22 protein-coding genes and 1 pseudogene are annotated in these 26,513 nt (G+C 55.5%); 6 read left to right on the forward strand and 17 right to left on the reverse strand.

Annotation, left to right across the window (positions count from 1 at the left end; translation table 11 throughout):
* Positions 1-137: 137 nt before the first annotated feature.
* The 6 genes and pseudogenes from HF675_RS20665 to HF675_RS20690 all read right to left on the reverse strand — a co-directional run bounded on the left by HF675_RS20665 (position 138) and on the right by HF675_RS20690 (position 7,343).
* Positions 138-590, reverse strand: a complete 453-nt coding sequence (locus HF675_RS20665) for a hypothetical protein (protein WP_187043685.1) — start codon at positions 588-590, stop codon at positions 138-140.
* 343 nt (positions 591-933) lie between these two features.
* Positions 934-1,272 (reverse strand): annotated as a pseudogene (locus HF675_RS24000) (RHS repeat-associated core domain-containing protein); the annotation flags it as partial.
* Between the two features lie 23 nt (positions 1,273-1,295).
* On the reverse strand, positions 1,296-1,850 hold the full coding sequence (locus HF675_RS23900; RefSeq protein ID WP_255427307.1) for a hypothetical protein: 555 nt from the start codon (positions 1,848-1,850) through the stop codon (positions 1,296-1,298).
* 281 nt (positions 1,851-2,131) lie between these two features.
* Positions 2,132-2,599, reverse strand: coding sequence for a hypothetical protein (locus HF675_RS20680; RefSeq protein ID WP_111737788.1), 468 nt, complete (start codon positions 2,597-2,599; stop codon positions 2,132-2,134).
* Positions 2,600-6,877 carry an RHS repeat-associated core domain-containing protein gene (locus HF675_RS20685; protein ID WP_255427308.1) on the reverse strand — a complete coding sequence of 1,426 codons (4,278 nt, stop codon included), beginning with the start codon at positions 6,875-6,877 and terminating at the stop codon, positions 2,600-2,602.
* 13 nt (positions 6,878-6,890) lie between these two features.
* Complete coding sequence (locus HF675_RS20690; RefSeq protein ID WP_187043686.1) at positions 6,891-7,343, reverse strand: DcrB-related protein; 453 nt, start codon at positions 7,341-7,343, stop codon at positions 6,891-6,893.
* 455 nt (positions 7,344-7,798) lie between these two features.
* Here HF675_RS20690 and HF675_RS20695 point away from each other — a divergent pair, with 455 nt between their 5' ends.
* Together HF675_RS20695 and HF675_RS20700 are read left to right on the forward strand one after the other, a co-directional pair.
* On the forward strand, positions 7,799-8,959 hold the full coding sequence (locus tag HF675_RS20695; RefSeq protein WP_238404500.1) for an HNH endonuclease signature motif containing protein: 1,161 nt from the start codon (positions 7,799-7,801) through the stop codon (positions 8,957-8,959).
* A gap of 19 nt (positions 8,960-8,978) precedes the next feature.
* On the forward strand, positions 8,979-9,776 hold the full coding sequence (locus HF675_RS20700; RefSeq protein WP_187043687.1) for an APH(3') family aminoglycoside O-phosphotransferase: 798 nt from the start codon (positions 8,979-8,981) through the stop codon (positions 9,774-9,776).
* A 170-nt stretch (positions 9,777-9,946) separates the two neighbouring features.
* Here the strand turns inward: HF675_RS20700 and licT are convergent, their stop codons facing one another.
* From licT to HF675_RS20715, 3 genes are all read right to left on the reverse strand, one after another.
* Entirely contained in the window at positions 9,947-10,792 is an 846-nt protein-coding gene (gene licT / locus HF675_RS20705) for a BglG family transcription antiterminator LicT (protein ID WP_187043688.1), read from the reverse strand.
* 186 nt (positions 10,793-10,978) lie between these two features.
* A complete protein-coding gene (locus HF675_RS20710; protein WP_187044779.1) occupies positions 10,979-12,325 on the reverse strand; it encodes an OprD family outer membrane porin in 1,347 nt (448 codons plus the stop codon).
* A gap of 90 nt (positions 12,326-12,415) precedes the next feature.
* Complete coding sequence (locus tag HF675_RS20715) at positions 12,416-13,204, reverse strand: histidine phosphatase family protein (RefSeq protein WP_187043689.1); 789 nt, start codon at positions 13,202-13,204, stop codon at positions 12,416-12,418.
* Between the two features lie 633 nt (positions 13,205-13,837).
* Between HF675_RS20715 and bglF the strand changes: the two genes are divergently transcribed.
* Both bglF and HF675_RS20725 read left to right on the forward strand, forming a co-directional pair.
* Positions 13,838-15,727: a PTS beta-glucoside transporter subunit IIABC gene (gene bglF / locus HF675_RS20720; protein ID WP_187043690.1), complete on the forward strand. Its 1,890-nt coding sequence runs from the start codon at positions 13,838-13,840 to the stop codon at positions 15,725-15,727.
* Complete coding sequence (locus tag HF675_RS20725; protein ID WP_187043691.1) at positions 15,720-17,117, forward strand: glycoside hydrolase family 1 protein; 1,398 nt, start codon at positions 15,720-15,722, stop codon at positions 17,115-17,117. The genes bglF and HF675_RS20725 overlap by 8 nt, the downstream gene beginning before the upstream one ends.
* A gap of 177 nt (positions 17,118-17,294) precedes the next feature.
* Here HF675_RS20725 and HF675_RS20730 read toward each other — a convergent pair whose 3' ends face one another.
* The 7 genes from HF675_RS20730 to HF675_RS20760 form a co-directional block, all read right to left on the reverse strand.
* Positions 17,295-18,317, reverse strand: a complete 1,023-nt coding sequence (locus tag HF675_RS20730) for a hypothetical protein (protein WP_187043692.1) — start codon at positions 18,315-18,317, stop codon at positions 17,295-17,297.
* 45 nt (positions 18,318-18,362) lie between these two features.
* Positions 18,363-18,779, reverse strand: a complete 417-nt coding sequence (locus HF675_RS20735; RefSeq protein WP_187043693.1) for a putative T6SS immunity periplasmic lipoprotein — start codon at positions 18,777-18,779, stop codon at positions 18,363-18,365.
* Positions 18,780-18,835: 56 nt separating this feature from the next.
* Positions 18,836-19,228, reverse strand: a complete 393-nt coding sequence (locus HF675_RS20740) for a putative T6SS immunity periplasmic lipoprotein (RefSeq protein ID WP_187043694.1) — start codon at positions 19,226-19,228, stop codon at positions 18,836-18,838.
* Positions 19,229-19,424: 196 nt separating this feature from the next.
* The gene (locus HF675_RS20745) at positions 19,425-19,832 is read right to left on the reverse strand and encodes a putative T6SS immunity periplasmic lipoprotein (RefSeq protein ID WP_187044780.1); all 408 of its coding nucleotides are present in this window, start codon (positions 19,830-19,832) and stop codon (positions 19,425-19,427) included.
* Positions 19,832-20,377, reverse strand: coding sequence for a type IV secretion protein Rhs (locus HF675_RS20750; protein ID WP_187043695.1), 546 nt, complete (start codon positions 20,375-20,377; stop codon positions 19,832-19,834). The genes HF675_RS20745 and HF675_RS20750 overlap by 1 nt, the downstream gene beginning before the upstream one ends.
* A gap of 295 nt (positions 20,378-20,672) precedes the next feature.
* Positions 20,673-21,731 (reverse strand): AraC family transcriptional regulator, encoded by a 1,059-nt coding sequence (locus tag HF675_RS20755; RefSeq protein WP_187043696.1) that lies wholly within the window; start codon positions 21,729-21,731, stop codon positions 20,673-20,675.
* Between the two features lie 142 nt (positions 21,732-21,873).
* Positions 21,874-22,878: a phosphotransferase enzyme family protein gene (locus HF675_RS20760; RefSeq protein ID WP_187043697.1), complete on the reverse strand. Its 1,005-nt coding sequence runs from the start codon at positions 22,876-22,878 to the stop codon at positions 21,874-21,876.
* A 242-nt stretch (positions 22,879-23,120) separates the two neighbouring features.
* On the opposite strand from HF675_RS20760, the gene eat reads away from it, so the two are divergent.
* Positions 23,121-24,485 carry an ethanolamine permease gene (gene eat / locus HF675_RS20765; RefSeq protein WP_187043698.1) on the forward strand — a complete coding sequence of 455 codons (1,365 nt, stop codon included), beginning with the start codon at positions 23,121-23,123 and terminating at the stop codon, positions 24,483-24,485.
* 32 nt (positions 24,486-24,517) lie between these two features.
* On the forward strand, positions 24,518-25,858 hold the full coding sequence (locus tag HF675_RS20770; protein WP_187043699.1) for an aspartate aminotransferase family protein: 1,341 nt from the start codon (positions 24,518-24,520) through the stop codon (positions 25,856-25,858).
* Positions 25,859-25,990: 132 nt separating this feature from the next.
* Here the strand turns inward: HF675_RS20770 and HF675_RS20775 are convergent, their stop codons facing one another.
* Positions 25,991-26,392 carry a putative T6SS immunity periplasmic lipoprotein gene (locus HF675_RS20775; protein WP_187043700.1) on the reverse strand — a complete coding sequence of 134 codons (402 nt, stop codon included), beginning with the start codon at positions 26,390-26,392 and terminating at the stop codon, positions 25,991-25,993.
* Positions 26,393-26,513: the final 121 nt, after the last annotated feature.

Below are 26,513 nucleotides of genomic sequence, written 5' to 3' on the forward strand. Positions count from 1 at the left end.
CTCAGACTGTGGCCTGACCTGCTATACCGCACCTCACGGTACTGCAGTTGGGAGCCTTTGCTTGAAGATGTTTAACAAGTGCTCTCGTTTTTTATAAAGCCTGTTATTTTTTAAATAGGCAACATATTAGCTTAATATCAAATCATTAATAAGACCAATTTACTCATACCATCAAAGGATAAAATATTATCATAAGCCACTTTAAGCTCACCGTTTTCAAATCCACAACTAAAGATGTAATTCCAACCAGGAACCCCCCAATATGCAGAGTCAATGTTACTCAATCCAAAATTGACTTCACATACTACACAAGGGTTATTCTTCCCATAAAAAAATAACACGTGCGAACCATTTTCAAATGCACTTTCCCTTAGCCAATATTTTAACTTAACATATTGTATATCACCTTCATAACTCAACATGTCCTGTATATTACCAAGCCGATGCTTTATTTTCGAGTAGTCTATATGACCAGCTTCCCAAGGCAGATTAGATAATTTATCAAATAAAACATCAGACAATGAATTACTAATCACCGCATTATCCTGAGAGATCCAATCATTGATAATCCCACCATCAATAAAATTCATTTGTTATACCTCAAGGGAAATGTTCTATAATCGAATAATAGTCATTTAGTGTACCATTTTCTATTTTATTAGCACCAAACAGCCAGTCTTTCCTTTTTGGCCCGCCACGCTGATCCCACCAGTTTACGTGATAGCCTTTTTTATCATCGAAATCTAAACGCCATCCTTGTTTTCCATCCGGTGACATTCGCCCAGTAACTCTCCCTTTCTGAGGGCCTATTTCCTGAATAAAATCTACTGCGTTATCACCTATACCTGATGCTTTTCTAGCATGATCACGAGCCTCATTGAGCGTTTTGAACGTTTTCTCATGCTCAATGCCTTTCTCTAGGCCACAGTTGTTTTTAGAAAGTCCTAACGGATCCACCCACCCATACGGGTTCGGCGCATACTGGTACAGGTTCAGCCCGCCCTGCAACCCCATCGGATCCTGGGTGGTGAAGCGCCCCACTTCCGGCTCGTAGTAGCGGAACAGATTATAGTGCAGCCCGCTCTCGTTATCCTGGTATTGCCCTGCATAGCGCAGCGGTTGTTCATAAACTGCGCCTCGCCGCTGCATGATGCCCGCCGCCGTCTGCCCCTGCAGTTTGCCGAAGGTGTCGTAATTGCCCGACCAGCACAGCTGCCCTCCGGCGTCCGTCACCTCCAGCGGCGCGCCGTTCTGGTCGCTGTGCAGCCAGAAAAAGCAGTATTAGGTGTGGTTATTTATATTAATTCATCATAAAAATAAATCACATACTCACCTTCATTGAAAGCGAACATCTGCGATGACGATTCAATAAACAACACTAGATCCCTATTTCCATTTTCAAGATAAAGGCTTTTCAAAAAGCCACATACATCTGATACTATTAACCTTACAAAATAAAAATCATTAACTTCAAAAAATAAGCTCTTGCCCGCAATACACTTTAGACAATCTGATTGCCATTGAACAATGGCATTATTAGAATTATCTAAAGAAAAATCAGCTATTGGCTCAAGGTCACTATCATAACTGAAAATCTCTTTTTGTTTAGCACGATACGCCACTAAATCCAGCACATCAACGTCAATGACTTCAACGTTACTGATACCATTAATTTTTCTCAAAAAAACCTTTGTTTCCTGTAAGGCAATCTTTTTCTTAAGAGCTTCATTTTTGGTCATAATATATGTGATGTTCTCCTGAACTATCCGCCGGAACCTTACCATATCTTTCGGTCTTAAAATCATAAGTGTACGGTGATGTTTTTGCTCTGCCGGCATGGAAATGTGCATCACCAATCTTGTTTCTCGGATCGCTCGCATGTTCTACTACTACAACTTTATATCCCTCATGATTTTTATATTGGTATAGTTAACAATTTCCTCAGGATCTTCATAAACTACAGGTCATAATTTACTTTTCAATAATCATCACTCCAATCACATATTAGTGAACCGTGCATTAAATAATTTTCACTATGAAAATAAACTGTAGTAGGTTACGATATTTTTGGCATGAAACTGGAACTGATGATAAAACCAAAAGTGATCATTAAGATCACTCCCGGATTAATTTATTTTTTTGGTTTCCATGAATGATAATCAGCGACTCTCATTTCTTTTAAAACAAGATCTAAAGGAACTTGCTCTATACCATCTGCAATTTCATCATATGGCGTTGGAAGCTCAATCGAAAAGCCAAAGTCATCATTAACTATAATGCAGCCATTGAATATGCGTTGTTCATTAGTTAACTTAATTACGTCAGACATCCTCATTCCAGTACACAGTGAGTTCATGTAACGCCCCTTATATTTCTCATTGCAGCCTACAGATATAATTAAACCATTAGACAATGTAGCTATCGTAATAATCTCATCAACAACATATGCCATTCTTTTTTCATCATCAGGTAAAAAATAATCAAAAAACCTAACAGTATGATTTGAATACATATCATTGAGATATCTATCAACATTTTCGCCTAAAACAACATTTCCAATCGACTTATTAGAAATAATATCAGCATTTATATCTATCATTTATAGACCACCATTCATTAATACGCCATCAATATAAACTGGCGAATCTTTAATAAGATCATAGTTTTTAAACTCGCCATGGCCTATCCGGCCATAAACGACATCTTTACCATTGACGTCACGATAAACCTTCCAGTAATCATTTCCATGAACATTAGGCTGAGTCGAAGAACCACCTGGGTGGTAATCTAATTTATACGTAGTGCCTGATTTTGTTGTCTTAACATATTGAACATGCTGTATCGCCCCCGGTTTATTGGCTTGAGGATATGTCTTCGACCATCCTTTCGACGTTAAATGATCATGAATATCCGCAGGTTTTTTCCCCGTCAAACGCTCAGTCCAACGACTGGTAATTCTATCTCTATGATTAAATCCTTTATTAGATGGACAAGAGCTTAATCCAAGTGGATCGCTCCAATTTAACGGATTAGGCGCATACTGGTACAGGTTCAGCCCGCCCTGCAACCCTATCGGATCCTGGGTGGTGAAGCGCCCCACTTCCGGCTCGTAGTAGCGGAACAGATTATAGTGCAGCCCGCTCTCATTATCCTGGTATTGCCCGGCATAGCGCAGCGGTTGTTCATAAACTGCGCCCCGGCGCTGCATGATGCCCGCCGCCGTCTGCCCCTGCAGTTTGCCGAAGGTGTCGTAATTGCCCGACCAGCACAGCTGCCCCCCGGCGTCCGTCACCTCCAGCGGCGCGCCGTTCTGCTCGCTGTGCAGCCAGAAGATATCCGCCTGTCGGCTGTCGCCCGCCTGCTCGATGGCCGCCAGCGGCGTCCACGGGCTGTCCGGCTCGTAGCTCCAGCTGCGGCGCGTGCCGTCTTCCCGCTGCTCCTGCAACAATCGGTAGCCCTGCCACAGAAAACGCGTGCTCTGCGCCGCCTTGCCCTTGTAGCTCACCTGCTTGCGCGTGCGCCGCCCCAGCGCATCGTAGTGATACTGCGCCCGGAACTCGCCCTGCGGGCCGTGGCCATATGCCGCCGTCAGCCGGTTGTCCGCATCGTAGACGTAGTGCTGCTCATACAGCCCGTTGCGCCGGCGGATCAGGTTGCCCCAGGCGTCATACCGGTAGAACAGCTGCTGCCAGTGCGTCAGCCGGTTGTCGCTCAGCGGCGGCGGTTGCTCTTCCAGGGCCCGGCTGGCGCTCTGCGCGCCCAGCAGGTTATCCGCCAGGTCGTACCGCAGCCGGTGGCCCGGCTTGCCCTGCCGCGCCTCGCGATGCTGCAGCAGGCGTCCTTCCGCATCGTAGCCGTAGCGGATTTCTCCGCGCAGCGCATCGTCAACGCCGGCTATCTCGCCGCGCCCGCTGTAGTGGTATACCCGCCACAGCACGCCGTCCTCCGGCTTCGTCAGCTGCCCGTGGCTGAAGCCGCTGCTCTGCCAGCTGCGCCGCCCCAGCGCGTCGTACTGCCGCCGCTGTTGCAGCGCGCCCTGCGTGCGCCCGGTCTCCCGGTGCAGCCGGTCGCGGCTGAACTCGCTCACCAGTTGCTGATTGAACCTGATGGCGCTGGCGTGGCCGGAGCCGTAATAGAGCCACTGCAACCGGTCGCCCTGCGGCAGCGTCAGCGCCTGCAGGTTGCCCAGCGCGTCCCACTGATACTGCAGTTCGCCGTTGACGCCCTGCTCGCTCAGCAGGTTGCCGGCGTTGTCGTAACGCAGCCGGATGCTGTCCGGCTCGATGCCCAGCGCTGCGCCGGCGGCGGTCGGCGTGCGCGTCAGCGTCGTCAGCCGCCCGCCGGCGTCATAGCCGTAGCGCCATTCGGCGCTGTCGGTGGTGCGCGCCGTCAGTTGCCCCGCCTCATCGAAGCGGAAGTGCTGCCGGCGCTCCGCCTGTGTGCCATCGGCAGCCTGCGCGCCGGTCTCCAGCAGCATCGTCGGCAGCCCGTCGGCGCCGTAATGGTAGTAACGCCGCAGCCCGTCCGGCCGCTGCTCCACCTGCAGGCGGCCCGTCGCGTCGTAGCTGAACTGGTAGTCGGCGTCGTTGCCGTTCTCCAGCCGCGTCAGCCAGCCGCGCGGCCCGTAGTGGTAGCGCCGCGTGCGGCTGATGCGGTCGGTGATGCTGACCGGCTGGCCCAGCGGGTTGTAGTGCCAGCGCGTCTCGCTGCCGAGCGGGTCCCGGTGTGCGGCCAGCTGGCCCTGCGCGTTCCAGCCAAACTGCTCTTCGCTGCCGTCCGGGTGGAGCAGCTGTTGCAGCCGGCCGGCGGCGTCCCAGCGGTAGCGGGTCAGCAGCCCTTCCGCATCGGTGCGGTGCGTCAGCTGACCCAGCGCGTCATAGCTGTAGGCGGTGATGCTGCCGGAACAGTCGGTATGGCGCGTCAGCTGCCCCTGCGCGTTCCAGGCCAGCCGCACCTCGCCGCCCAGCGCGTCGGTGATGCAGTCCGGCAGACTCTCTTCATCGTCGGGATAGTGGTAGCGCGTGACATGGCCCTGCGCGTCCGTCTGTTTGCCGAGCCGCCCCTGCGCATCCCAGTGCTGAAACGCCTGGCTGCCGTCGGGATAGGTGACCGAGAACAGACGGCCGCTGTTGCGGGAATACTGATAGGTGGTGGTACGGCCCAGCGGGTCGGTCTCGCTCAGCATGCGGCCGTACGCGTCCCACTCGCTCTGGCGCTGCGCGCCGCCCGGCAGCACCACGCTGCACAGTTCGCCGCGCGCGTCGTAGATAAGCCCGTAGCGGCGGCCGTCATAGTCGGTGAACTGCGCGACGTTGTCGTCATCGTCCAGCTGCCACAGCGCCTGTTTGCCGTCGTCACGCACCGCACGGCGCGTCCCGCTGGCAACATCGTAATGGATATCCAGCTGCTCGCCGGCGCTGTTGCGGTAGGCGACCACCCGCGGCAGGCCGTCAATCTCCTGCCAGCGGTATTCGTTCAGCAGGCCGTTCTGGTCCTGATGGCTGACCATCAGCCCGTCCTGCCAGCCAAAGCGCCGCGTCATCTCACCAGCACGGTTGCGGACGGTGACCAGTTGCCCGTCGTCGTCGTACTCGTAGCTCGCCAGCACCTGTGTGTCCTGGCCGTTTTGCCACGCTACCGCCGCCAGCCGCACCGCGCCGCCGGCCGTCGTCAGGTAGCGGCAGGCCAGACGCAGCCCGGCACTGTCCACCAGCTCGCTCAGCTGCCCCGCGTCGTTGTAGAACAGCGAGGTGGCGTTGCCGACCGCATCGGTCATCATGCTCAGCCGGCTCGGCTGCTGCGCCTCCAGACGCGGATAGTGCCACGCCTGTTCACTGACGTCGAACACCTGCCAGCTGCCGTCGGCGTTGTGCATCAGCCAGCATTTTTCCGCTTCGCAGTAGGTCTTGTGGCCGCGCGGCACCCTCGGGAAGGCGACGTAGTCGCCGGACGGCGCGCGCCACACCAGCCCTTCCTGCCAGGTCTGCAGGCTGCTCTCCCAGAACAGGCTCCAGCCGCGCCCCAGCATGCCTTCCGCCGGGTTGCCGCTGCGCCAGTAGCGTTGCCACGCCACCGGCAGGCGCGACGGCAGCACAAAGTCCAGCTCGTCGTCGCCGTCGAGAAATTTCTGGCCGCTGACCACGTCCAGCGGCCGGGCGATAATGCCCGTCGCCGCGGTGGCGGTCATCAGCGCGCCGGCGCGGCAGGCGACGCGGCCCAGTTTGTTGATGCCCGGCGCCTTGCTGAGCATGCGTCCTAGCGCCCCCAGCTTGCTGGCCGCACCGCCGACGCCGCCTATCAGGCCGGCAAACAGCAGCGTCAGGTCGGAGATTTTATACAGCCAGTCGGGCACTTCCGGCTTGATGGGCAGCGTGGTGACGGTGCCGCCGCCGATGCGCACATCGGGCGAGCCGGCCATCACCTGCGCGTCGCAGTTGGTCTTGTCGCCGCTGCGCACCGCCGGATAACCGTTGATAAACACCTTGTCCGAGCCCTGCGCCATCTGCATGCTCGGGCCGTCGTCCTCGCAGGCGACGCGGCTGACGGTGGCGATGGCCGCCGGTTTGCCGTTGATGAACACGTTGCCGGAACCGGTCAGTATCGTGCCCTTGGGCGACAGACTGCCAGCGCCGGCGGCGGCAATGCCGTCGCGCGCCTGGGTCGCCAGCTCGCCGGAGAGGTAGCCCACCGCCAGGCTGGCGCCAATCAGCAGCACGCCGACGCCCACGCAGGAGGCCGCCAGCCCGGCGACAAACAGGGCGCCCGCCGCCACCGCCCCGGCGGCGGCAATCAGGCCGCCGATAAGCGTGCCGCCAATCATCCCTGCCAGCGCGTGGGAATGGCCGATGCTGTCCCCGACGCGCGCTGCTTCACCCATGTTCCTGCTCCTTTTACGCCCGTGAGGCGGCATCCGCCGCCGGCTGATAACTCGCCAATACCTGTTGCAGCAACGCCTCGTCCTGCGCCGTCAACTTGCGCGGCTGCGCCAGCGTGAACACCAATACCTGCCCTTGCGGCAGGGCAAACACCGCCTGACGCTGCCAGATGCGCTTGCCGTCACGCATATAGCTGGCATGCACGCTCTCGCCGCTCAGGACGCCATTACCCAGCGTCGCCGGTTCACGGCTTTTCTGCACCCAGCCTTTCAGGCCGTCGGCCAGCGTCGCCAGCTGACGCGTCACATAGTCCGCCAGCGTCTCGTCCGCCAGCAGTTCATCGCGGGAAATATTTAAAGAGGGGGAGATGTCATCCCCGGCCAACAGCACGTTAACGCTGCGATCGCGGTAGCCTTCAGGCAGCTTGACGCTGCCTTCGGTAAAGGCGCAACGGGAGAAATCAGGCATTACGCAAGGTCCTTTTACTCAACAGGAGGCAAAGAATGACATAAGCCGCCGCAGATGGAAATATTGGTTAGGCTTTCTGATTGTTTGTGTAAGAAACAACCGGTTAATAATGCATTTCTAGCGTCTGTAAATTTCGAGACTCAAGCTACAAAACCAATCAAAACAGAAGAATAATCCGAGCAAATATTTTCGCAATTTCCACATAGTAGGAGTTGGGGAATAGGGCTCATTTGCCAATCCACCTACCTATAGACTCAGGTTTAGTTTGATACCAAACATATTCACAGACATAGCCATTCTTCGCAGAAATTGGCATAGTTAAAGCATTCTATAACTCGATAGGTTAACGCCTTACTCGATTACATCGCTGCCATCAATCTACAGCGAATCCGCGAAGGGGTCCTGCCTTGGGCGTATCGGCTTATGGCCCCGCTTACTTATGAATGCATCAACGGATGCATGCAGCGAACAAGGAAAACCAGAGGTCTATTTTGACAATTAAGATAACCATGTTGTCTTCTAGAGAAGCTGTACTCCAAGCAATGCAGGAGTCTGACCAAATCGGTCGCGACAAATTTTTAAAAATATATGGTTTTAAACCTTCAAGAAAATACCACCTCCAACACAATGGTAAACGCTATGACAGCAAAGCCATTGTTGCCGTTGCTTGCGGCTATGAGTTCGGCCAACCACTAAAAAGTAAAGATTTTAGCGGCGGGGCAAAAACGGTAGTTCCCGTATTGCAAAAGCTAGGTTTCGAGGTACTAGAAACACCACATCCCTTGGGTTACTTAGTTAGCGGCACGCTGTATCAGCGCAAAGCACTACGTGACCTTTATGGTGGGCAATATCAAGGTGGCATATGGACGCCAAAAGACTTTCCGGTAATCTTTATTTTTACCGGTGAAAGCGGTCAAGAGTACGGCTATCAGGATGGCTGGACCAAAGATGGTAGTTTTATCTACACCGGTGAAGGCCAAAAAGGCGACATGGCCTTTACAAGAGGCAATAAAGCCATTCTTGAGCATAAAGAGAAAGGTAAAGATATCTTTTTATTTGAAGATAAAGCTAAGGAAAATGGCGTTAGATATGCCGGTATGTTTGAGTGCGACACCTGGGAATATATTGACTGCCCGGATGTAGATGGCAATCAACGGAAAGGTATTCGCTTTAATTTATTCCCCGTTCACTCTCAACAAGAGATAGACATTGAGGATTCTCATTTTTCCTCAACGCCAAGTCAGGAAAAAGAAAATATCGCGCAATTACGTGGCAAAGCGTTGAAAGCATCAATGACCACAAGCACTCACCAGCATAGTGACAACAAACGCTCCTGGTACAAACGCAGCGAAGATGTCAAAAGATACGTGCTAAAACGTGCCGCCGGTATCTGTGAGTCTTGCGAACAGCCAGCCCCCTTTAAAAAGAAAAATGGGACACCTTACTTAGAGCCACATCACACCAAACGCTTAGCCGATGAGGGGCCTGATCACCCCAAATGGGTAGGTGCAATTTGCCCAACTTGCCACCGAAGAATACATAGTGGAGAAGATGGGGAGGAGGTAAATAAAAAACTCATGCAAAAAATCGCTATCAAAGAAAAAACTTGGGAATAAAGTATGACTAGAGGCCCCCATGAGCATCAACAATAACACCCCGCTCCTCCCCCCGGCCTGGCAGCCGCTGCTGGAACAGGGCTACCTTGAGCGGCAGCATATCGGCCGCTCTGATGCGGACGTCTTCCGCCTGCGGCGGCGGCACGGCGAGGACCTGTTTTTAAAATCGGAACGGGTCGGTGCGTTTAGCGGGCTGCCGGCCGAGGTGGAAAAGCTGAGCTGGATGGGCCAGCAGGGGCTGGCGGTACCTGCGGTGGTGGAATTTACCCGCCACGCCGAGCATCACTGGCTGCTGATGAGCGCCCTGCCGGGGCGGGATCTGGCATCTGAGCCGTTGCTGCCGCCTGAACGGGTGGTCGCCATCATGGCGCAGGCGCTGCGACAGTTGCATGACTTGCCTTATCACGCCTGTCCGTTCGATCAACGCCTGAGCGTACTGATCCCACAGGCGCAGCAGCGCCTGCAGAGCGGCCTGGTGGACGAGTCGGACTTCGACCCCAGCCGACAGGGCAAATCCGCCGCCGAGCTGTTCGCAACGTTGCTAGCCGGACGCCCCGCGCCGGAGGCGGAAGATATAGTGGTGACCCACGGTGACCCGTGCCTGCCTAACCTGATGGCGGACGGCGATCGCTTTAGCGGCTATATCGACTGCGGCCATCTGGGCTATGCCGACCGCTATCAGGATCTGGCCCTGGCGTCGCGCAGCATCGACTACAACCTGGGCAGCGTCTGGGTGGCGCCGTTTTTCCGCGCGTATGGCATCGTGCCGGATGAAGCGCGCCTGGATTATTACCGGCTGCTGGATGAGTTTTTCTGAAACGGCGGCAAACACGATGGTTAAGCCTGGTTGCCAGCAAGCCGTATAAAACGGCAAAAAGAAGATGCGGGATGCCCAGCCGCAAGATGATGAGGAGCAGTTCTAATCATTAACGGTGCAAAATGATTCCGCTATGCGTTTTACAACTACAACGGCATCGGCAAGGTAAATCACCCTGTTCGCTTGTTGCCCTCTTTGCGTACCCGCTCGATATGGATAGTCAGGAACATAATCTCTTCCGCCGTCAGATCGCGCTGATAGCCGCTGCGCAGGTGCTGCGCAATTTTCTCCGCGCACTTCCAGGCTTTGGCGTAGTTGTCCTTCACCGCCCCGTGCAGGGTGACGTCGTCGTCCGGCACCACGGTGCGCGTCAGCATGCGCTGGGCGAAAAACTTCAGGTGGGTGACAAAGCGCTGGTAGCTGAGCGACTCTTCATCATACTCCAGCCGCAGCTGGTACTTCACCAGCTGCAGGATCTCCTGCATCACCCGGGTCACGTGCATCACCTCCGGCATGGCGCTGTTTAGCTGCGCGGTGACCAGATGCAGGGCGATAAAACCGGCCTCGTCCTCGTCCAGCTCCACGCCGAGCCGCCGGGCGATGATGGCCCGCGCTTCCTGGCCCAGCTCAAACTCCCTGGGATAGAGGCGTTTGGTTTCCCACAGCAGCGCGTTCTTGATCGCCAGCCCGCTCTTTTGCCGTTCAATGGCGTAGTGGCAGTGGTCGGTCAGGGTGATATACAGGCTTTCCTGCAGCTTCCCCAGACGCGCGCGCGCCAGCTCGATAATACGGTCGCAGGCGGTCATCACCTCCAGCGGAATCTGGCTGAGCAGCTCGCCCAGCCGGCTGACCAGCTCATCGCTCTGCAGCGCGAACACTTTTTCAATCAGAGCGGCATCCAACGGGTCGCCTACGCGCTTCTGGAACGCCAGCCCGCGCCCCATCACCACCTGTTCACGCTGATGCTCACCCAGAACCACCACCACATTATTATTAAGTATTTTGGCGATTTTCATCTGAACCCCGGAAACAAAAAAACCTGACCCCGACGAAGGCCGGGAAATCAGGTTTTGCCTGCGTTTAGCAGTAACAATCCACGTCTGCAATCTACCATTTTCCCCCGCCCGGGGGCGTTTGCAACGGGAGAAACGTGAGCGGGATCGCGAATAAAAACGACGCGGGACGGCGTCGCCATACCGGGATCAGAGCAGTTTAAATTTGTATTCGATAATCACCTCGGAAGAGAGGGTGTGGGATCGCATATAGCGGCCGTCATCATTCAGCACCGGCGTTTTACCGCTGGCTTTATACGACCAGCCCGGCCCGAACATGGTCCAGACGGTCAGGTTCTTCAGCGGCATCTGAGAAGGCGTCCAGCGGGTAAAGGCGCTGATTTCCCCGGTGCGCACGTGGTTGCCTTTATAATTAAACTGGCCGATATTACCCGCCAGGCCTACCGCAAAATCTGGCGTCAGCTTATAGTCCGAGATATTCGCCAGCATCACCTCGCCGTCACGCATGTAGTCATCGCCGGCATACGCCATCGAGCCGAAAGTACCGCGGGAGTTTTTACTCATGTGGCGCGGATAAAACCCCACCTGATGCTCTTTTTTAGCGTCGGTATAACCCAGCCCCCATTGGGTGCTCCAATTATCCGCCCGCCAGCCGGCTTCCAGCGTATAATGGCGCGCGTGATTATCGAAATCACGCTTGCCGGCCGGCATCGCTTTATATTCCTCCAGCGCATGGGTGTCATAGATTTGCGCGCCGAGCTTTAAGCGTTCTGCTGGCATAACATGCGCCTGCAGGATGTGGCGCTGCAGATAATTTTCGCTTTCCCCGTAGCCGTATTTCAGGTCCCATCGTTTGCTTTTCCATGACAGGTCGCCGCTGGCAATATGGTTAATGTATTTACCGGTGTTGGTCTGAAAGCGTTTTTTATCCGGCGAATTGCGGTCCATTGAGCTTTCGATATACGCGCCGCTCAGGGTTAAGCCGCCATAGTCGACGGCCCCCAGCCAGCCTGAATAGGTGGTCGGCGACAGACGCGTGGAGGTAGAGATCACGCCGACATTTTTCATCACCTGCCAGCCCCAGCGGGCATGTAACCCTACGTCGCCGAGCACGTACTTGAATTTGAGGTTGCGCTGGCCAAATTTGCTATACCCTTCGGCGTTGCCTTTATCATTACCACTGCCGTTGTTGTACAGCACGCCGCGCGTATTAAAATAGTCGCTGGCGCCCAGTTTCACCGCGCCGTAATACACCACATCCACGCCAATCACATCGGCAAAATAGCCGGACTGATAGTCCACGGCCACGCCCTGCCCCCAGGCGTTATGCACTTTTTTCGGTTCGGTATTGTCTTCCTTCAGATATTTCCAGTAATTTTTCAGCGACAGCGTCATCTGTGACTGGGTAAAAAAGGGGTCTGCCAGTACCTGGTCAATAGCATCCTTTTCCTGAATACGCACATCGGTTGAAGATGACCAGGCGCAGGCGGGAATAACCCACGTCGCTAACGCGATGGTTAATAAATTAATTTTCATCATTAATCCCCAGAAAATGATCGTAGCGATCCCGGCCAGGGTTATTTACCCTGGCCTATTCGTCCATGTAATGTTTAATAGGTTTTATGGTTATTTATTTTTATCGAGCGCCTGTTTTCCGACTTCAACATATTTCATGGAGCCAATTTCCGGCACCGTATATTTGCCGTTCTGATACACCACTTTGACCACTGCGGCGTTCGACAACGGTTTATTCTTAGCCGGATCCTCGGTCAAATCAGAAATCATAATCTGCATCGAGGTGCCGGAGGAAATCGCCAGCACGTTTTTATCACCGCGTGCTTTGGCATTATCGACAATAGTGCGCAGCGCCGCCTGCGTTCTCTGCTTCACCTGCTGATAATTTTCCGCCATCCCTTTCGGGTCTGCCGCCGCCAGCGCGTTCTGGCTCTTATCCTGCGTCAGCTCGCCCGCCTTCATTTTGCTGAACAACTCGCCGCCGTCTTTCATCCCCAACTGCCGCGCGCCGGCGTCCGCCATATCTTTATTCCAGCCGCCCTCAAAGCCGCCGAAGAAGGCCTCGCGCAGGCCGGGCAGCTCGGTTAGCTGGTAATCTTTTACCCCTGCCTGGCGTAAAATAACCGCCATGGTTTCACGCTGACGGCCGGCGTCGCTGGAGTAATAACTGTCGAATTTGATGCCTTTCAGCCCTTCGCCCAGATAGCGCGCCACGCGGATGCCGTCCTCGGTCAGCGGTGAGTCCGCCCATCCCTGTACGCGGTCAAAGGTATTAAACAGCGTTTTTCCATGGCGGGCGAAATAGATGGATATTGCCTCGTCGGCCTGCGGCGGCGTATTTTCCGCCGCGCCAACCGCCGTACTGGTGCATAATATTAGTGCTGCTAACCATTTTTTCATTTTTTAATTCCTTCCTGATGAAAGTTTTCCCTGATGCAGAGCAGAAACAAAAAAACCTACGCCGGATAACGAAAGCCGTTTGCATAACAGCAACGGTATTTCGGCTATCCGGCGTAGGTTTTGCCTGTAAGGTACAGTAACAATCCAACAGGCGGAACGTTAACACCAAGCAGAATAAAATAACACGCCATTTTTATTTTATACCTGCTGAAATGTGATCGTTCTCATATCATTTCCGCCTGACTAACGGCTCGCATAAAAATAACGCATTAGAAGAATGGTTATTTATCAGCGCCATCAAGCCGAGAAAATAAAGTAATTAACCTTATCGCTGACACTCAGAGAAATATCGGACATTTCTATAAATAAATAGGTTATCGGCATTCGGCCACGATGATATCTTGATCCCCATCACAGAATAGTCGTTTACACGCTGGACGCCTGACGCCGTCGGGGGTATTTTCTTATCATTCTGGGATTGTTACTGATTCAGGCAAAACCTAAGAGACCTGTCGCCAATATTGATTGCGCGCAGGTCTCTTAGGTTTTTTTTTGCATTTTATTCAGCCTCAGCCAGCACTCACCACGGAAATGCCCGGACGCTACGCCCAGGGCCAAGTAACAGGAATAACTATGAAATATCAGGAGTTGGCCGGCGACATTCTGCAAGGTGTCGGCGGGCGGGAAAACATCATCAGCCTGGTCCACTGCGCGACCCGGCTGCGCTTTAAACTCAACGACCCGGCGCAGGCGGACGCCGCCGGGCTGAAGAACAACCCCGGCGTGATTATGGTGGTCGAAAGCGGCGGGCAGTTTCAGGTGGTGATCGGCAACCATGTGCATGAGGTGTATCAGGCGGTCTGCCGCGCTGCAGGGCTGAACGACGAGTCGCCGGCAGCCGCGCCGCAGCAGGGGGAGAAATCCAGCCTGCTGGCGCGCTTTATCGATGTGGTTTCCGGCATTTTCACCCCGTTCCTCGGCGTGATGGCGGCATCGGGTATCTTAAAAGGCTTCCTTGCCCTCAGCCTGGTCGGCGGCTTGCTGAGCGAGAGCAGCGGCGCTTACCGCATGCTGTTTGCCGCCAGCGACGCGCTGTTCTACTTCCTGCCGATCGTGCTGGGCTACACCGCCGGTAAAAAATTCGGCGGCAACCCGTTCCTGACCATGGTGATCGGCGGCGCGCTGGTGCACCCGCTGATGCTGGAGGCATTCCAGGCCAGCAGCGAGGGCGAAACCATCACCTTTTTCGGTATCCCCGTGGTGCTGATTAATTACGTCTCCTCGGTGATCCCGATTATCGCCTCCGCCTGGTTCTGCTGCTGGCTGGAGCGTCAGAGCAATAAAGTAATGCCGTCAGCGGTAAAAAACTTCTTCACCCCGCTGCTTTGCCTGCTGGTCACCGTACCGCTGACTTTTCTGCTCATCGGGCCGTTGGCGACCGGGCTGGGCGAACTGCTGGCCGCCGGTTTCCAGGTAGTTTATCAATTCGCGCCGTGGCTGGCGGGCGGCATTCTCGGCGCGCTGTGGCAGGTTTGCGTGATCTTCGGCCTGCACTGGGGGCTGGTGCCGCTGATGATGAACAACATGGCGGTGCTGGGCCATGACTCGATGATCCCGCTGCTGCTGCCGGCGGTATTTGGCCAGGTGGGCGCCGCGATCGGCGTGTTCCTGAAGACCCGTGACCCGCGCCTGAAAACGCTGGCCGGCTCCGGCGCCGTCGCCGGCGTGTTCGGCATTACCGAACCCGTGGTGTACGGCGTCACGCTGCCCAACCGCCGCCCGTTTATTTTCGGCTGCGTCGGCGGCGCGGTTGGCGGCGCAATTATCGCCCTTGCCCAAAGCAAAGTTTATTCCTTTGGTCTGGCCAGCATTTTTACGCTGGCGCAGGTCATCCCCGCCAGCGGCTTCGACACCACGGTATGGGGCGCAATTATCGGCGTCGTGGTGGCGTTGGTGCTGGCCGCGCTGCTGACTCTGATCGCCGGGCTGCCGAAACAGCCGGCAACGGCTGAAGACGCCGCTACAGCGCCGGCCGCCGCCGGCGACGACGATATTCTGGCGCCGCTGACCGGCGTGGCCGTCGCGCTGGATGCGGTGCCGGACCCGACCTTCGCCAGCGGCCTGATGGGCCAAGGCGCAGCGATCATTCCCGCCGAAGGACGAGTGGTGGCGCCGTTTCACGGCGAGGTAGCATCGCTGTTTTCCACTAGGCACGCCCTCGGCCTGCTGAGCGACAGCGGCATCGAGGTGCTGATCCACGTCGGCATCGACACGGTAAAACTGAACGGTGAGCACTTTACCGCCCATATCAAAGAGGGCGACAAAATCGCCCCCGGCGACCTGCTGGTGGAGTTCGATCGCGAGGCGATTCTGCGCGCCGGCTACGACCTCAGCACCCCGGTGATTATCAGCAACAGCGAGGATTACGCCGGCGTGGAGAGCATCTATCCCACCCCTGATGTGCATGCAGGCGCGTCGTTCCTGCAGGTTAAGCGCAACAACAAAGGAGATAACCATGAATAAGACATTCCCGGACGGTTTTTTATGGGGCGGCGCGCTGGCGGCCAACCAGGTTGAAGGCGCCTATCTGACGGACGGCAAAGGGCTGTCGACCTCGGACGTGATGCCGGACGGCGTGTTCGGCCAGGTGCGTGAGCGCACGCCCGGCGACTTCAGCATTAAAGACGTCGCCATCGACTTTTATCACCGCTACCCGGAGGATATCGCCCTGTTCGCCGAGATGGGCTTCAGCTGCCTGCGGGTGTCCATCGCCTGGACGCGTATTTTCCCGCATGGCGACGAGCAGGAGCCGAACGAAGCCGGGCTGGCCTGGTACGACAGGCTGTTCGATGAGCTGGCGCGCCACAATATTCAGCCGCTGGTGACGCTGTCGCACTACGAGATGCCCTGGGCGCTGGTGGAGAACTACGGCGGCTGGGGCAACCGTAAAGTCATCGCCTTCTTTGAGCGTTACGCCCGCACGGTGTTCAACCGCTACCGCGACAAGGTAAAACTGTGGCTAACCTTTAATGAGATTAATATGTCGCTGCACGCGCCGATGACCGGCGTCGGCCTGCCGGAGGGCAGCAGCCGCACGGCGGTGTATCAGGCAATACACCACCAGCTGGTGGCCAGCGGCCTGGCGGTGAAGGCCTGCCACGAACTGATCCCGGACGCGCGCATCGGCAATATGCTGTTGGGCGGCCTGACCTATCCGCTCTCCAGTAAGCCGGAGGACGTGTTCGCCACGCTGCAGGACAACCGCAGCTGGCAGTTCTTTGGCGATGTGCAGTGCCGCGGCGCCTATCCCGGCTATATGCAGCGTTACTTCCGCGAGCATGACATCAGCCTGCAGATTCTGCCGGAAGACCTGGCGGCGCTGCGCCACACCGTCGACTTTATCTCCTTCAGCTATTATATGACCGGCTGCGTCACCGCCGACCCGGCACTGGTGGAGAAGCTGCGCGGCAATATTCTGGATATGGTGCCCAACCCGCATCTGGCCAGCTCGGAGTGGGGCTGGCAGATTGACCCGCTCGGCCTGCGCACGCTGCTTAATACGCTGTGGGATCGCTACCAGAAGCCGCTGTTTATCGTGGAGAACGGCCTGGGCGCCAATGACCAGCCGGACGCCGACGGCCAGATTCACGATGACTACCGCATCAGCTACCTGAACGACCATCTGGTGCAGGTGCGCGAGGCGATCGACGACGGCGTGGAGCTGATGGGCTATACCTCATGGGGGCCGATAGATTTGATCAGCGCCTCCAAGGCGGAGGTCGGCAAGCGCTATGGCTTTATCCACGTCGACCTGAACCAGGACGGTTCCGGCACGCTGAACCGCAGCCGCAAGGACAGCTTCTGGTGGTATCAGCAGGTGATTAAAACCCACGGCGGAACGCTGAAGGGCTAACGTCATCATGATAAGCGCAGCCTGCGGGCTGCGCCTGATCGGCCTGTCAGAGCAGTGTGCTGTCAGAAGACACAGAAAACCCGGCGATAATCACATGCGACGCTGGCTGATTTAAGACCACCGCATAAAAGAACTCGCCCACGACAAACATATTGCTTCACGTGCTGAAGCCACCGCCTAATCGTCAACCCGGTTAAGAATATTATCCAGACAGGCGCCAAGCTGATGACGCCGCAGATAGGCGCTGACCTCCTGCTCCCATCGCTCACCATTACCAAGAACGGCGCGGCTGTGGGTAGCGGCGTACAGATAACGGGTATCGTACAGATTGATTAATGACTGGTTGACGCTGTCTATGCTGCATTTGGGATTCTTACGCAGCTGCTGCTCCAACGCTCCGGCAACCCGGGCCCGATGCTCCGGATCCGGAGCCAATGTCTGTTCCTTCAGCTCGCTGAGCACCAAAAACTGCGGCGGTATTCCCTCTTCTATCGCCGCCTGCAGGCGGTAGTGACCGTCCAGAACCACAAACGACGCCAGACCGGCGATGTACCAGACCAGTATCGGCGGCAACGTACCTTCGCGGCACTTTTTGCGCCACCATTTCAGTCGCCCGGCCTCTGCCTGCACCGGATAACGGCCAAGCAGTAAATTACCGCCCCACCACCAATCAACCAGACGCACCTTCACCGGTTCAGCCAGATCGGGAAAATCTTCGCCGTACAGACACCAGTCACACCCCATATCCATACTGCTGGCCGGCGCATCAAAACGCCAGCTTGCCAAAGGCGTGCCCTGCGCCTGAGATGAGAACATTGGCCTTAGCAGCCAGCGGCCCGGGGCTAACAACGGCGTGGACACATCCAGCAGCCGACGGGCGAAATAGCGGCACCACTCGCCCGTCCATTGCGCCTGCCCCTTGTTTTTGGCCGACTCCACGTCGTGCGAGGTTACCGGCGGCAGAAGCCCTTGCTGCCCAGGATGCTCAACGTTCATGACCAGCCAGACGCCGGAGTGATCTTTCAGCATCGAAGCCCAGAACAGGTTATCTCCCCGCACCTGCAGCGCCATGCGTCCATGGTGGCCGCTGAGCATCTCCATCGCCTGCCCGGCGCCCTCTGCGCTCCGGACCATCAGCTCCAGCCCTTGCCAGGTATTGTTACGATCCAGAAGATCTTTCCACCAGTATGTCACCGCCATCTTCCCCTTTCCTGCACTCGACGTAATCGGTTGGCCCCGTGCCCGCTATTGCAGCACATTTGCCTCCAGTTGGCCGTTGTTTTCCCACAGGCTAAAGCTGACGCCGTAGATGCGCGCAGCGGGCTGAATGCCCCGTTTTCTTTTCGCCTGCGACTCAAGAATCACCGAGAAAGCATAGGCTTTCCCAGCCTTAAACGGGTAACCAAAAGTGGGCACGCACGCATCAGCCGGGATGGTCATCGCATCGTCATAGTAAACCTTGCTGAGCTGGTTTTTATCATTGCCGACCTCATTAATCGTCAGGCTAATCAGCTTCTCATCCCCTTGCGGCTGCACCATCATGCAAACCTGATTAGCAACGGTGGTGACAGATGCCCGGAAATGTTTTGGTCTGGGATCGTTCAGGTGCATACAACCGGTCAGGAAGATGCTGCATGTGCTAACAGCCAGTAATTTTTTCATTATCGCAGCCATGATTTATATGAATTACTCATTTCCACAAGGCATTTAGCTGGAATTTATCTCTTCTTAAGCGTTATCTCTTCGCCCTGCCTAGATACCACAAAGTTAGCGATATAGGCGTTGTGCGCGGTATTCACCGTCACGCTATACCCCTGTTCCGGGACAAAATTATACTCCGCTATTCCCGGCAGGCACTGGCCAGGCGTTAAACTGAGTTTGTTCAGCTTATCGCCATAGGCTTTCTCATACACATAGGCGCCGCTGGCGTTGTGCCAAATGGCAATCCTGCGTACATCTTCCCCTTTGGCGGCAATATCATCCGGGTTAACAAAGACGCACACCCGGCTGTTAACCACGCTGGCCTGCGCCGGATACAGCGGGAACTTATCCCCCATCCAGCAGCCGGAAAGGAGCAATGGCAGTATCAGTAAAAATGCTTTCCTTGCCATAAATTTTATCCTGCCGTGTTATCAGGCTTGAACCCAAAACCCAAGAGTAAGAAGGCGTTCACCCTTTACCGCCTTGAGCTGCTTGCCCACATCACCAAAACGTTTTATACATCTTCTGCCCCGCATCTCTGCCAAACAAGGCAAGGCCATTGCAGGTCATGAACCCAGTATTCGCCTTGTTTTACCCTTTCTAGAGCTACAACTCGTTGACCTCCAACTGGCCGTTATTTTCCCACAGGCTGAAGCTGACGCCGTAAATACGCGCAGCAGGCTGAACACCTCGTTTGAGTTTGGCCGGCGACTCAAGGATCACCGAGAAACCGTAGGCCTTCCCAACAGCAAATTGATAGCCAAAGTCAGGGATACACTTATCCCCTGAAGCAGGGATGGTCAGGTTATATTTTACCAATCCATTATGGTCGTTCCCTACCTCATCGATACGCACCGTCACAATTTGCTCATCCCCCTCAGGATGCACCATCATGCACACCTTATTTGCTACCGTCAGCACTTTAGCCCGCATCAAGGGAGGACGAGGATCGCCAAGATGAAAACAACCGGAGAGTAGAAATATCAACACAGTGAGACAAAGGGCCCTTTTCATCATAATCTATGCCTCAAGAAGTTAGAGAGTACATACTCATACTTTAAATAAATATGCTTGTCACTGACTCCCTGAAAGTTCACACCTCTATTTGTATAGTCTAACCATGTTCGGTGACCATATCTTTTTAACAACCAATAATCAGCAATAATAGATGCTTGTTGCTCCATAGAGTAGTCCTTAAGTTTCTTTCTACCATCAAATCTATACTTGTAGTCGGCAACCCAACTCAACAACCCTTTCAACCTTACCCACATTCCTTGTTGGAACTGCCAAACATGGGTCATCTCATGAATAAATGTCAATTGATAAGTCAAAATAGCTTTTGAAAAATCAGCCTGATACATCTCTTTTCTGAACCATAACTCACCATTTGGCGCCATTGCATAAGCAGGATTTTGCAAACCAAACGGGAAATAACTATCACAGTGGACAGTCACTGCAGAGTAATCTATTGAATTAAGAAATATATCACGTGCCATGCTAACCTCACCACGAGTTAAAACACGCGTAATTCCTTCTTTGAAGTTATCCTGTCGTTCCATATCCAGAAATCCTTATCCAGAAAAGACAGAATAAAACTATTTTTAACATATCCAGTCAATAGCTGAACATGTTATACAAACGCATTAAATACCTATGTAATGAATAATCAAAAGTGATGTAAAAATATAACTCCCATATCTATATTGCATTTATTAATTCTTTTGAAAATAGTAGAAATAACATCATTCCGTAGAACGGTTCTCCCTAATAACAACCATTTTCAGCGCTATAATCCACCACCTCTAACGTTTCGTTCCGGCCTCAAAACTACACGTGTGCGCCGCATTAAAACCGCTAACCCGCCCTGGACTGACGGTAGTGGCGGGGGCTACAGCCAAACCAGCGGCGAAATGCCCGTGAAAAGGCGCTCACCTCGGAATACCCCAGCAACAGCGCCATTTCCGAAACGGAAAGATGCGGCTGCCTCAGGTAGTGGATCGCCATCTCTTTACGCACCTGGTCAACCTGCGCGCTGAAGCTGGTATTTTCCTCACGCAGGCGCCGCTGCAGAGACCAGGCGGAAAGCCCCTGCCTTTCAGCAACCGCCTCAAGCGACGGTTCACCATTGACCAGCTGCAGCTGGATGCCGGTCCGGGTCAGGTGAACGCAGCACTGGCTAACCGGATCCGCGCTCAGACGCCGGATCGCATCCTGCATGACCAGCAGCAGCATCGGATCGTGGTCGGGCATTTTGCGCGCAACGTCGGCTTTATTAATGATCATGGAGTTAAACGGCTGCTCAAAATAAACCGGGGCGTCAAATACCTTACAGTGCTCGTGCCACTGCTCGGGGCGGGGATGTTCAAAATGCACTTCTCTGGGCGCCCAGTGCTTGCCCGCCGCGCGGCGGATAAGGTTCAGAAACATGCCCAGCGTAAGCTCAGCATCTTGGCGCCGGGAGAGGATCGCCCCGTGGCGCACCTGATAGTCCAGCTGCCAGCTGTCATGGCGTTCGGTCAGTTGGATCAGCGTGTTGTGCTGATGGAACGGAAAGGCGCTGACCAGATTGCGCAGCGCCTGCTCGAGAGTGGCCGAACACAGGCCGATATAGCCGATAAGCCCTAATGACTGCGGCCGGAACTGCTGGCCGTAATAAAGCCCAAAATTATCACAAACGGCCAGATGGGCCGCCTCCTCCATCACCCGGCAATAGCTCACCAGATCCAGACTCAGGGTTGGGCAGGAGAGGTTCTCGGGATCAATACCGCTGATACCGAAAATTCGGTCAACGTCCCCTCCCTGGGAACCGATGAAATCACTAAGCCCCGTTGCGGCCGCCGACAACACACCGCGGTGCCCACCCACTGCGCCGGAGAGCGCAGACAACGCACTGTCTGATTGCATCATGGTCATGATTAATTCCACTGAAGGCTACGTATAGGCAGTTATCCAGCAAAAAATATACCAACCATAATTTTCTTATAATCAGTCAATTATGAAAGCGCCCACTGATGATTTGCACCATGGTTACCCCGAATGCGCCAGGAGTGTGCGTTCATACGCCGACCGGTAACGCCGCGCCGGCCAGATAGCGTTGACACAAACGCACGGTATCGCTGCTCCAGGCAGCTCCCAGGCTTTGCGCCATTTCCGTTTCCCGGTGTGAAGCGACCCAGGCGGTAAGCTGGATACGCCGCTGGATCAACATCGCCGGAACGATCGCCAGTTCCCGATCGCTGATATGCGCAACCTGCTCATATCCGCGTAACCAGTTTTCGATCCACTGCGGCGCGCTGGCATGGTGCTCCACAAAACTGATGGCCGCGGCTAAATCATGCAGATACCAGCCCATACCGCAGTCATCAAAATCAATCACCCGGGTTTCTCCATGATGTAACAGCAGATTGGTTAAGCGCAGATCCGCATGAATCAGGCCATAGTGCTGCGGCGACTGACCAAACTCCGCCATCTGCCGCCCCACGTGCCGGATAGCCTCCTCGATCGGTTGATGTGCCTGCGGATCGAGGCCGGGCGCATCCCGCCAATCTCCCCAGTGGCTGGCCGCCGACACCATGCTCTGGTGATCCCAGATAATGCGGCGAAAATGCGCGGGCTTTTGCCAGCTGCGGCTGTGCTGGTGTAGCCGCGCGGTGATATTTCCCAGCTGACGGAAGGCCGCCGGATCGATGCCGGTCGTCGGCATTTCCCCGTCGATCCAGTGAAACAATACGCTGTAGCGCTGGCCGCCGTCGGCCAGGGGTAACCGCTGAATCCGCTCTCCCCGGCCATCTCTGATCGCTTGCGGCACCGCAATACCGGCCTCGCGCAGGGCGTCCAGCCAGAGCAGCTCGCTTTCAATATCCTGGCGATCGTGATAATCGCCGCGATGAATGCGCAGCGCAAACCGGCTGCCGGCATGGGTCACCTGCAGGGTGGCATTTTCCGAACGGCACAGCAGCCGGACCGTGGCACCCGCGTATTGCGGATAATTGGCCAGCGCCTGATGGGCCAGCCGGAGGATCATCTCGTTACTCAGGGTGTCGTACTGTTTCGCGCTCATGTCCAGCTCCGTTGTTTCTGAAGGTGGCTTCAGAATGGCGCTGAACCTTTTGGGCTGGCTTGACGCGGCGACAGAGAAAGTTGACCACAGCCCGCATTTCCCCCGTTCACCTCCTGAATTGACATGAGCCGGCGGCCATCTGTCTTCTGCGGTCAAGTTTTTCCCCGTTCGGCGGGCCATTATCGACATGCCAGCGTTAATGGCATCACATTTCTTCTATGACACCGACGGGGAATGCAGTGATGAAAAATACACTTAAACCTACTCTCGGCACCCTGCAGCTGTGGGGAATTGCCGTCGGGCTGGTGATTTCCGGTGAGTATTTCGGCTGGAGTTATGGCTGGGGAACGGCAGGCACGCTGGGCTTTCTGGTCACCACCTTATTTATTGCCCTGATGTATACCTGCTTTATTTTTAGCTTTACCGAACTGACCACCGCGATCCCGCAAGCCGGCGGCCCCTTTGCCTATAGCCGCCGTGCATTTGGTGATACCGGCGGCCTGATTGCCGGTATCGCCACGCTGGTTGAGTTTGTCTTCGCCCCGCCGGCCATCGCCATGGCGATTGGCGCTTACCTGAATGTCCAGTACCCGGAACTGAACCCCAAACTGGTCGCGGTCTGCGCCTATCTGATCTTTATGGGGCTGAATATTGTCGGCGTCAGTATCGCCGCCACCTTCGAACTGCTGGTTACGTTGCTGGCCGTCATCGAACTCTTTGTCTTTATGGGGGTTGTCGCGCCGGGCTTCAGCCTGGCTAACTTTGTCGCCCACGGCTGGGCGGGCAGCGACAGTTTCTCTGCCGCGTCAGTATCCGGTATTTTTGCCGCGATCCCTTACGCTATCTGGTTTTTCCTCGCGATCGAGGGGGCGGCAATGGCCGCCGAAGAGGCCAAGGACCCGCGCCGGACCATCCCCAGAGCCTATATCAGCGGCATCATCACGCTGGTTGTTCTGGCGGTCGGCGTGATGGTGCTGGCCGGCGGGGCCGGCGACTGGCGCACACTGTCTGATATTAACGACCCGCTGCCGCAGGCGATGAAAATGCTGGTCGGCAACGACTCCCGCTGGATGCACATGCTGGTGTGGATCGGCCTGTTTGGCCTGATTGCCAGCTTCCACGGCATTATCATGGGCTATTCCCGCCAGTTCTATGCGCTGGCCCGCTCCGGTTATCTGCCCCCTGCGCTGGCTAAACTGTCGCGCTTTCAGACCCCTCACCGGGCGATACTTGCCGGCGGCGTCATTGGCATTGCGGCCATCTTCTCCGATGGCATCAGCCTGCAGGGTATGAGCCTGACCGCCGCGATGATCACCATGGCGGTGTTCGGCGCCATCGTGATGTACATCATGAGCATGCTGAGCCTGTTTAAGCTGCGCCGCAGTGAACCCGGCTTACTCCGCAGCTACATGGCCCCCGGCTACCCGTTAATCCCCGCTATTGCCCTGTGCTGCGCCGTCGTTTGTCTGGCCGCCATGCTGTGGTTTAACCCGCAGATTGGCGTGCTATTCCTGGCGTTTATGGTTGCGGGTTATCTCTATTTTCTGACCACGCATGCCCGGAGAAACGCGCTTGCCCGCACTCCGGCTGCCGCAACCAACGAATAAATCTGCCTCTGCGCCTGAATCAAGGAGTCATTATGACCGTACAATCCACCATCATGGACACCAATAGCTTTCGTGCCGAGCATGCCGATAGTCTGGCCCCGGAGATCCGCCGCTTAACCGATAAACGCAGCAAAATCCTCGGCGAGTCCTACCGGCTGTTTTACCGTAATCCGGTGCATCTGGTGCGCGGCCAAGGCCAGTATCTGTGGGATAAACAGGGGAATAAATACCTGGATGTTTACAACAACGTCGCCAGTATCGGCCACTGCCATCCGGCGGTGATCGACGCCGTTCACCAGCAGATGATGCAGTTAAATACCCATACCCGCTATCTGCATGAACATATTCTTGATTACAGCGAGTCGCTGCTTGCCACCCTGCCCGCAGAAATCAATCGGGCGATGTATATGTGCACCGGCTCGGAGGCCAACGATCTGGCGATTCGCATTGCCCACGCCTGGAGCGGCGGCACCGGGATTATTGTCTCCCGCGAGGCCTACCACGGCACCAGTTCGCTCACCTCCGGCGTATCGCCGGCGCTGGGCAGCGGCCAGCCTCTGCCCCCTGAAACCCGCCTGGTGGCCGCGCCGGATTTTTACCGCAACCAGACCGCCGACCCCGGAGCCTGGTTTGCGGCAGAGATACAAAAGCAGATTGATGATATGGCGGCCCACGGCATTAAGTTTGCCGGTTTCCTGGCTGACTCGATTTTCTCTTCCGACGGCGTGTTGCCTGGCCCGCGCGGCTTTCTGCAGCCGGCGATCGACGTCGTCCATAAAAACGGCGGGATTTTTATTGCCGATGAGGTCCAGCCCGGCTTTGCCCGTACCGGCGAAGCATTCTGGGGATTTGCCCGCCACGATGTAGTGCCGGATGTCGTGACCACCGGCAAGCCGATGGGCAACGGTTTCCCGGTCTCGGGACTGATGGCTAAGGCGGAGGTGCTGGCGGCGTTCAGCGATGCGCTTCCCTATTTTAATACCTTTGGCGGCAACCCCGTTGCCATGGCGGCGGCCCAGGCGGTATTGAACGTGATTCAGCAGGAAGAACTGCAGGCCCACAGCCTGCATACCGGCCAGCAGTTGCTGGCGGCGCTGCGCACCTTGCAGGATAAGCATGAATGCGTCGGCGACGTGCGCGGCGCAGGGCTGTTTATTGGCTTTGAGCTGGTCACCGACCGGGAAAGCAAGCAGCCGGATAAAGCTTTGGCGCTGAATCTGATCGAAGCGCTGCGCGAGGAGTTTGTGCTGACCTCCGTCGCCGGTCCTTACGGCAACGTCCTTAAGCTGCGTCCGCCGTTATGCTTCCAGGAGGAAGATATCGACTGGCTGGTGAGCGCGCTTGACCGCTGCCTGACCCGCTTACGCGGGTAAGATCAAGATCAACGCGGCTGAGGGCGGCATGACGCCAGCTTCAGGAAGCAGCATGAACTGAGTCAGGGAGAGAGCCTGGCTCAGTCTGTGTTGGGCGTCAGATGGGGTATCTGTGCCGAGCATCGCTAAAAATCATCGTTGGTACTGCACTATTTGCAGCCAGCCGTTGCTATCTTGCGTCAGCGAGAAGCGTGCCGCAAACAGCCGCCCTTTTTCCGTGGGGTTCTTTTCCAGACGGTAGTAAACGGCATAGGTATTATCAGGCTTGAATGCAAAACCAAAGGTGGGCAGGCATGCGCCCTTTACCGCCTTGAACTGCTTATCCGCATCACCAAAGGTTTTATACATCTCCTGCCCCGCATCGCTGCCAAACTGGACGGAGAACACCTTCTCCCCCTCTTCGGCCGGAACGGTGATGCAGACCCGGTTATCCACCACCGCAGCCTGCGCCAGCAGCGTAAGCGTTACCGGATCCATCGGGCCGGGGCATCCCGTTAGCAGGAGTATTGCCCCTGATAATATCCATTTGTTCATGACTTGCCCTGTTCATTTTCCATATAAGAATCCTGCCATCCTGAGCCAGATGAGATAAGAGCACTTTCTCAGCCGAACCGTCAATCGGTGGGGTCTTACGCGCATCCTGTAAACAGGTTGC

Origin of the sequence: Serratia sp. JUb9 (genome assembly GCF_014298095.1) — a bacterium.
GTDB classification, from domain to species: Bacteria; Pseudomonadota; Gammaproteobacteria; order Enterobacterales; family Enterobacteriaceae; genus Serratia_B; species Serratia_B rhizosphaerae.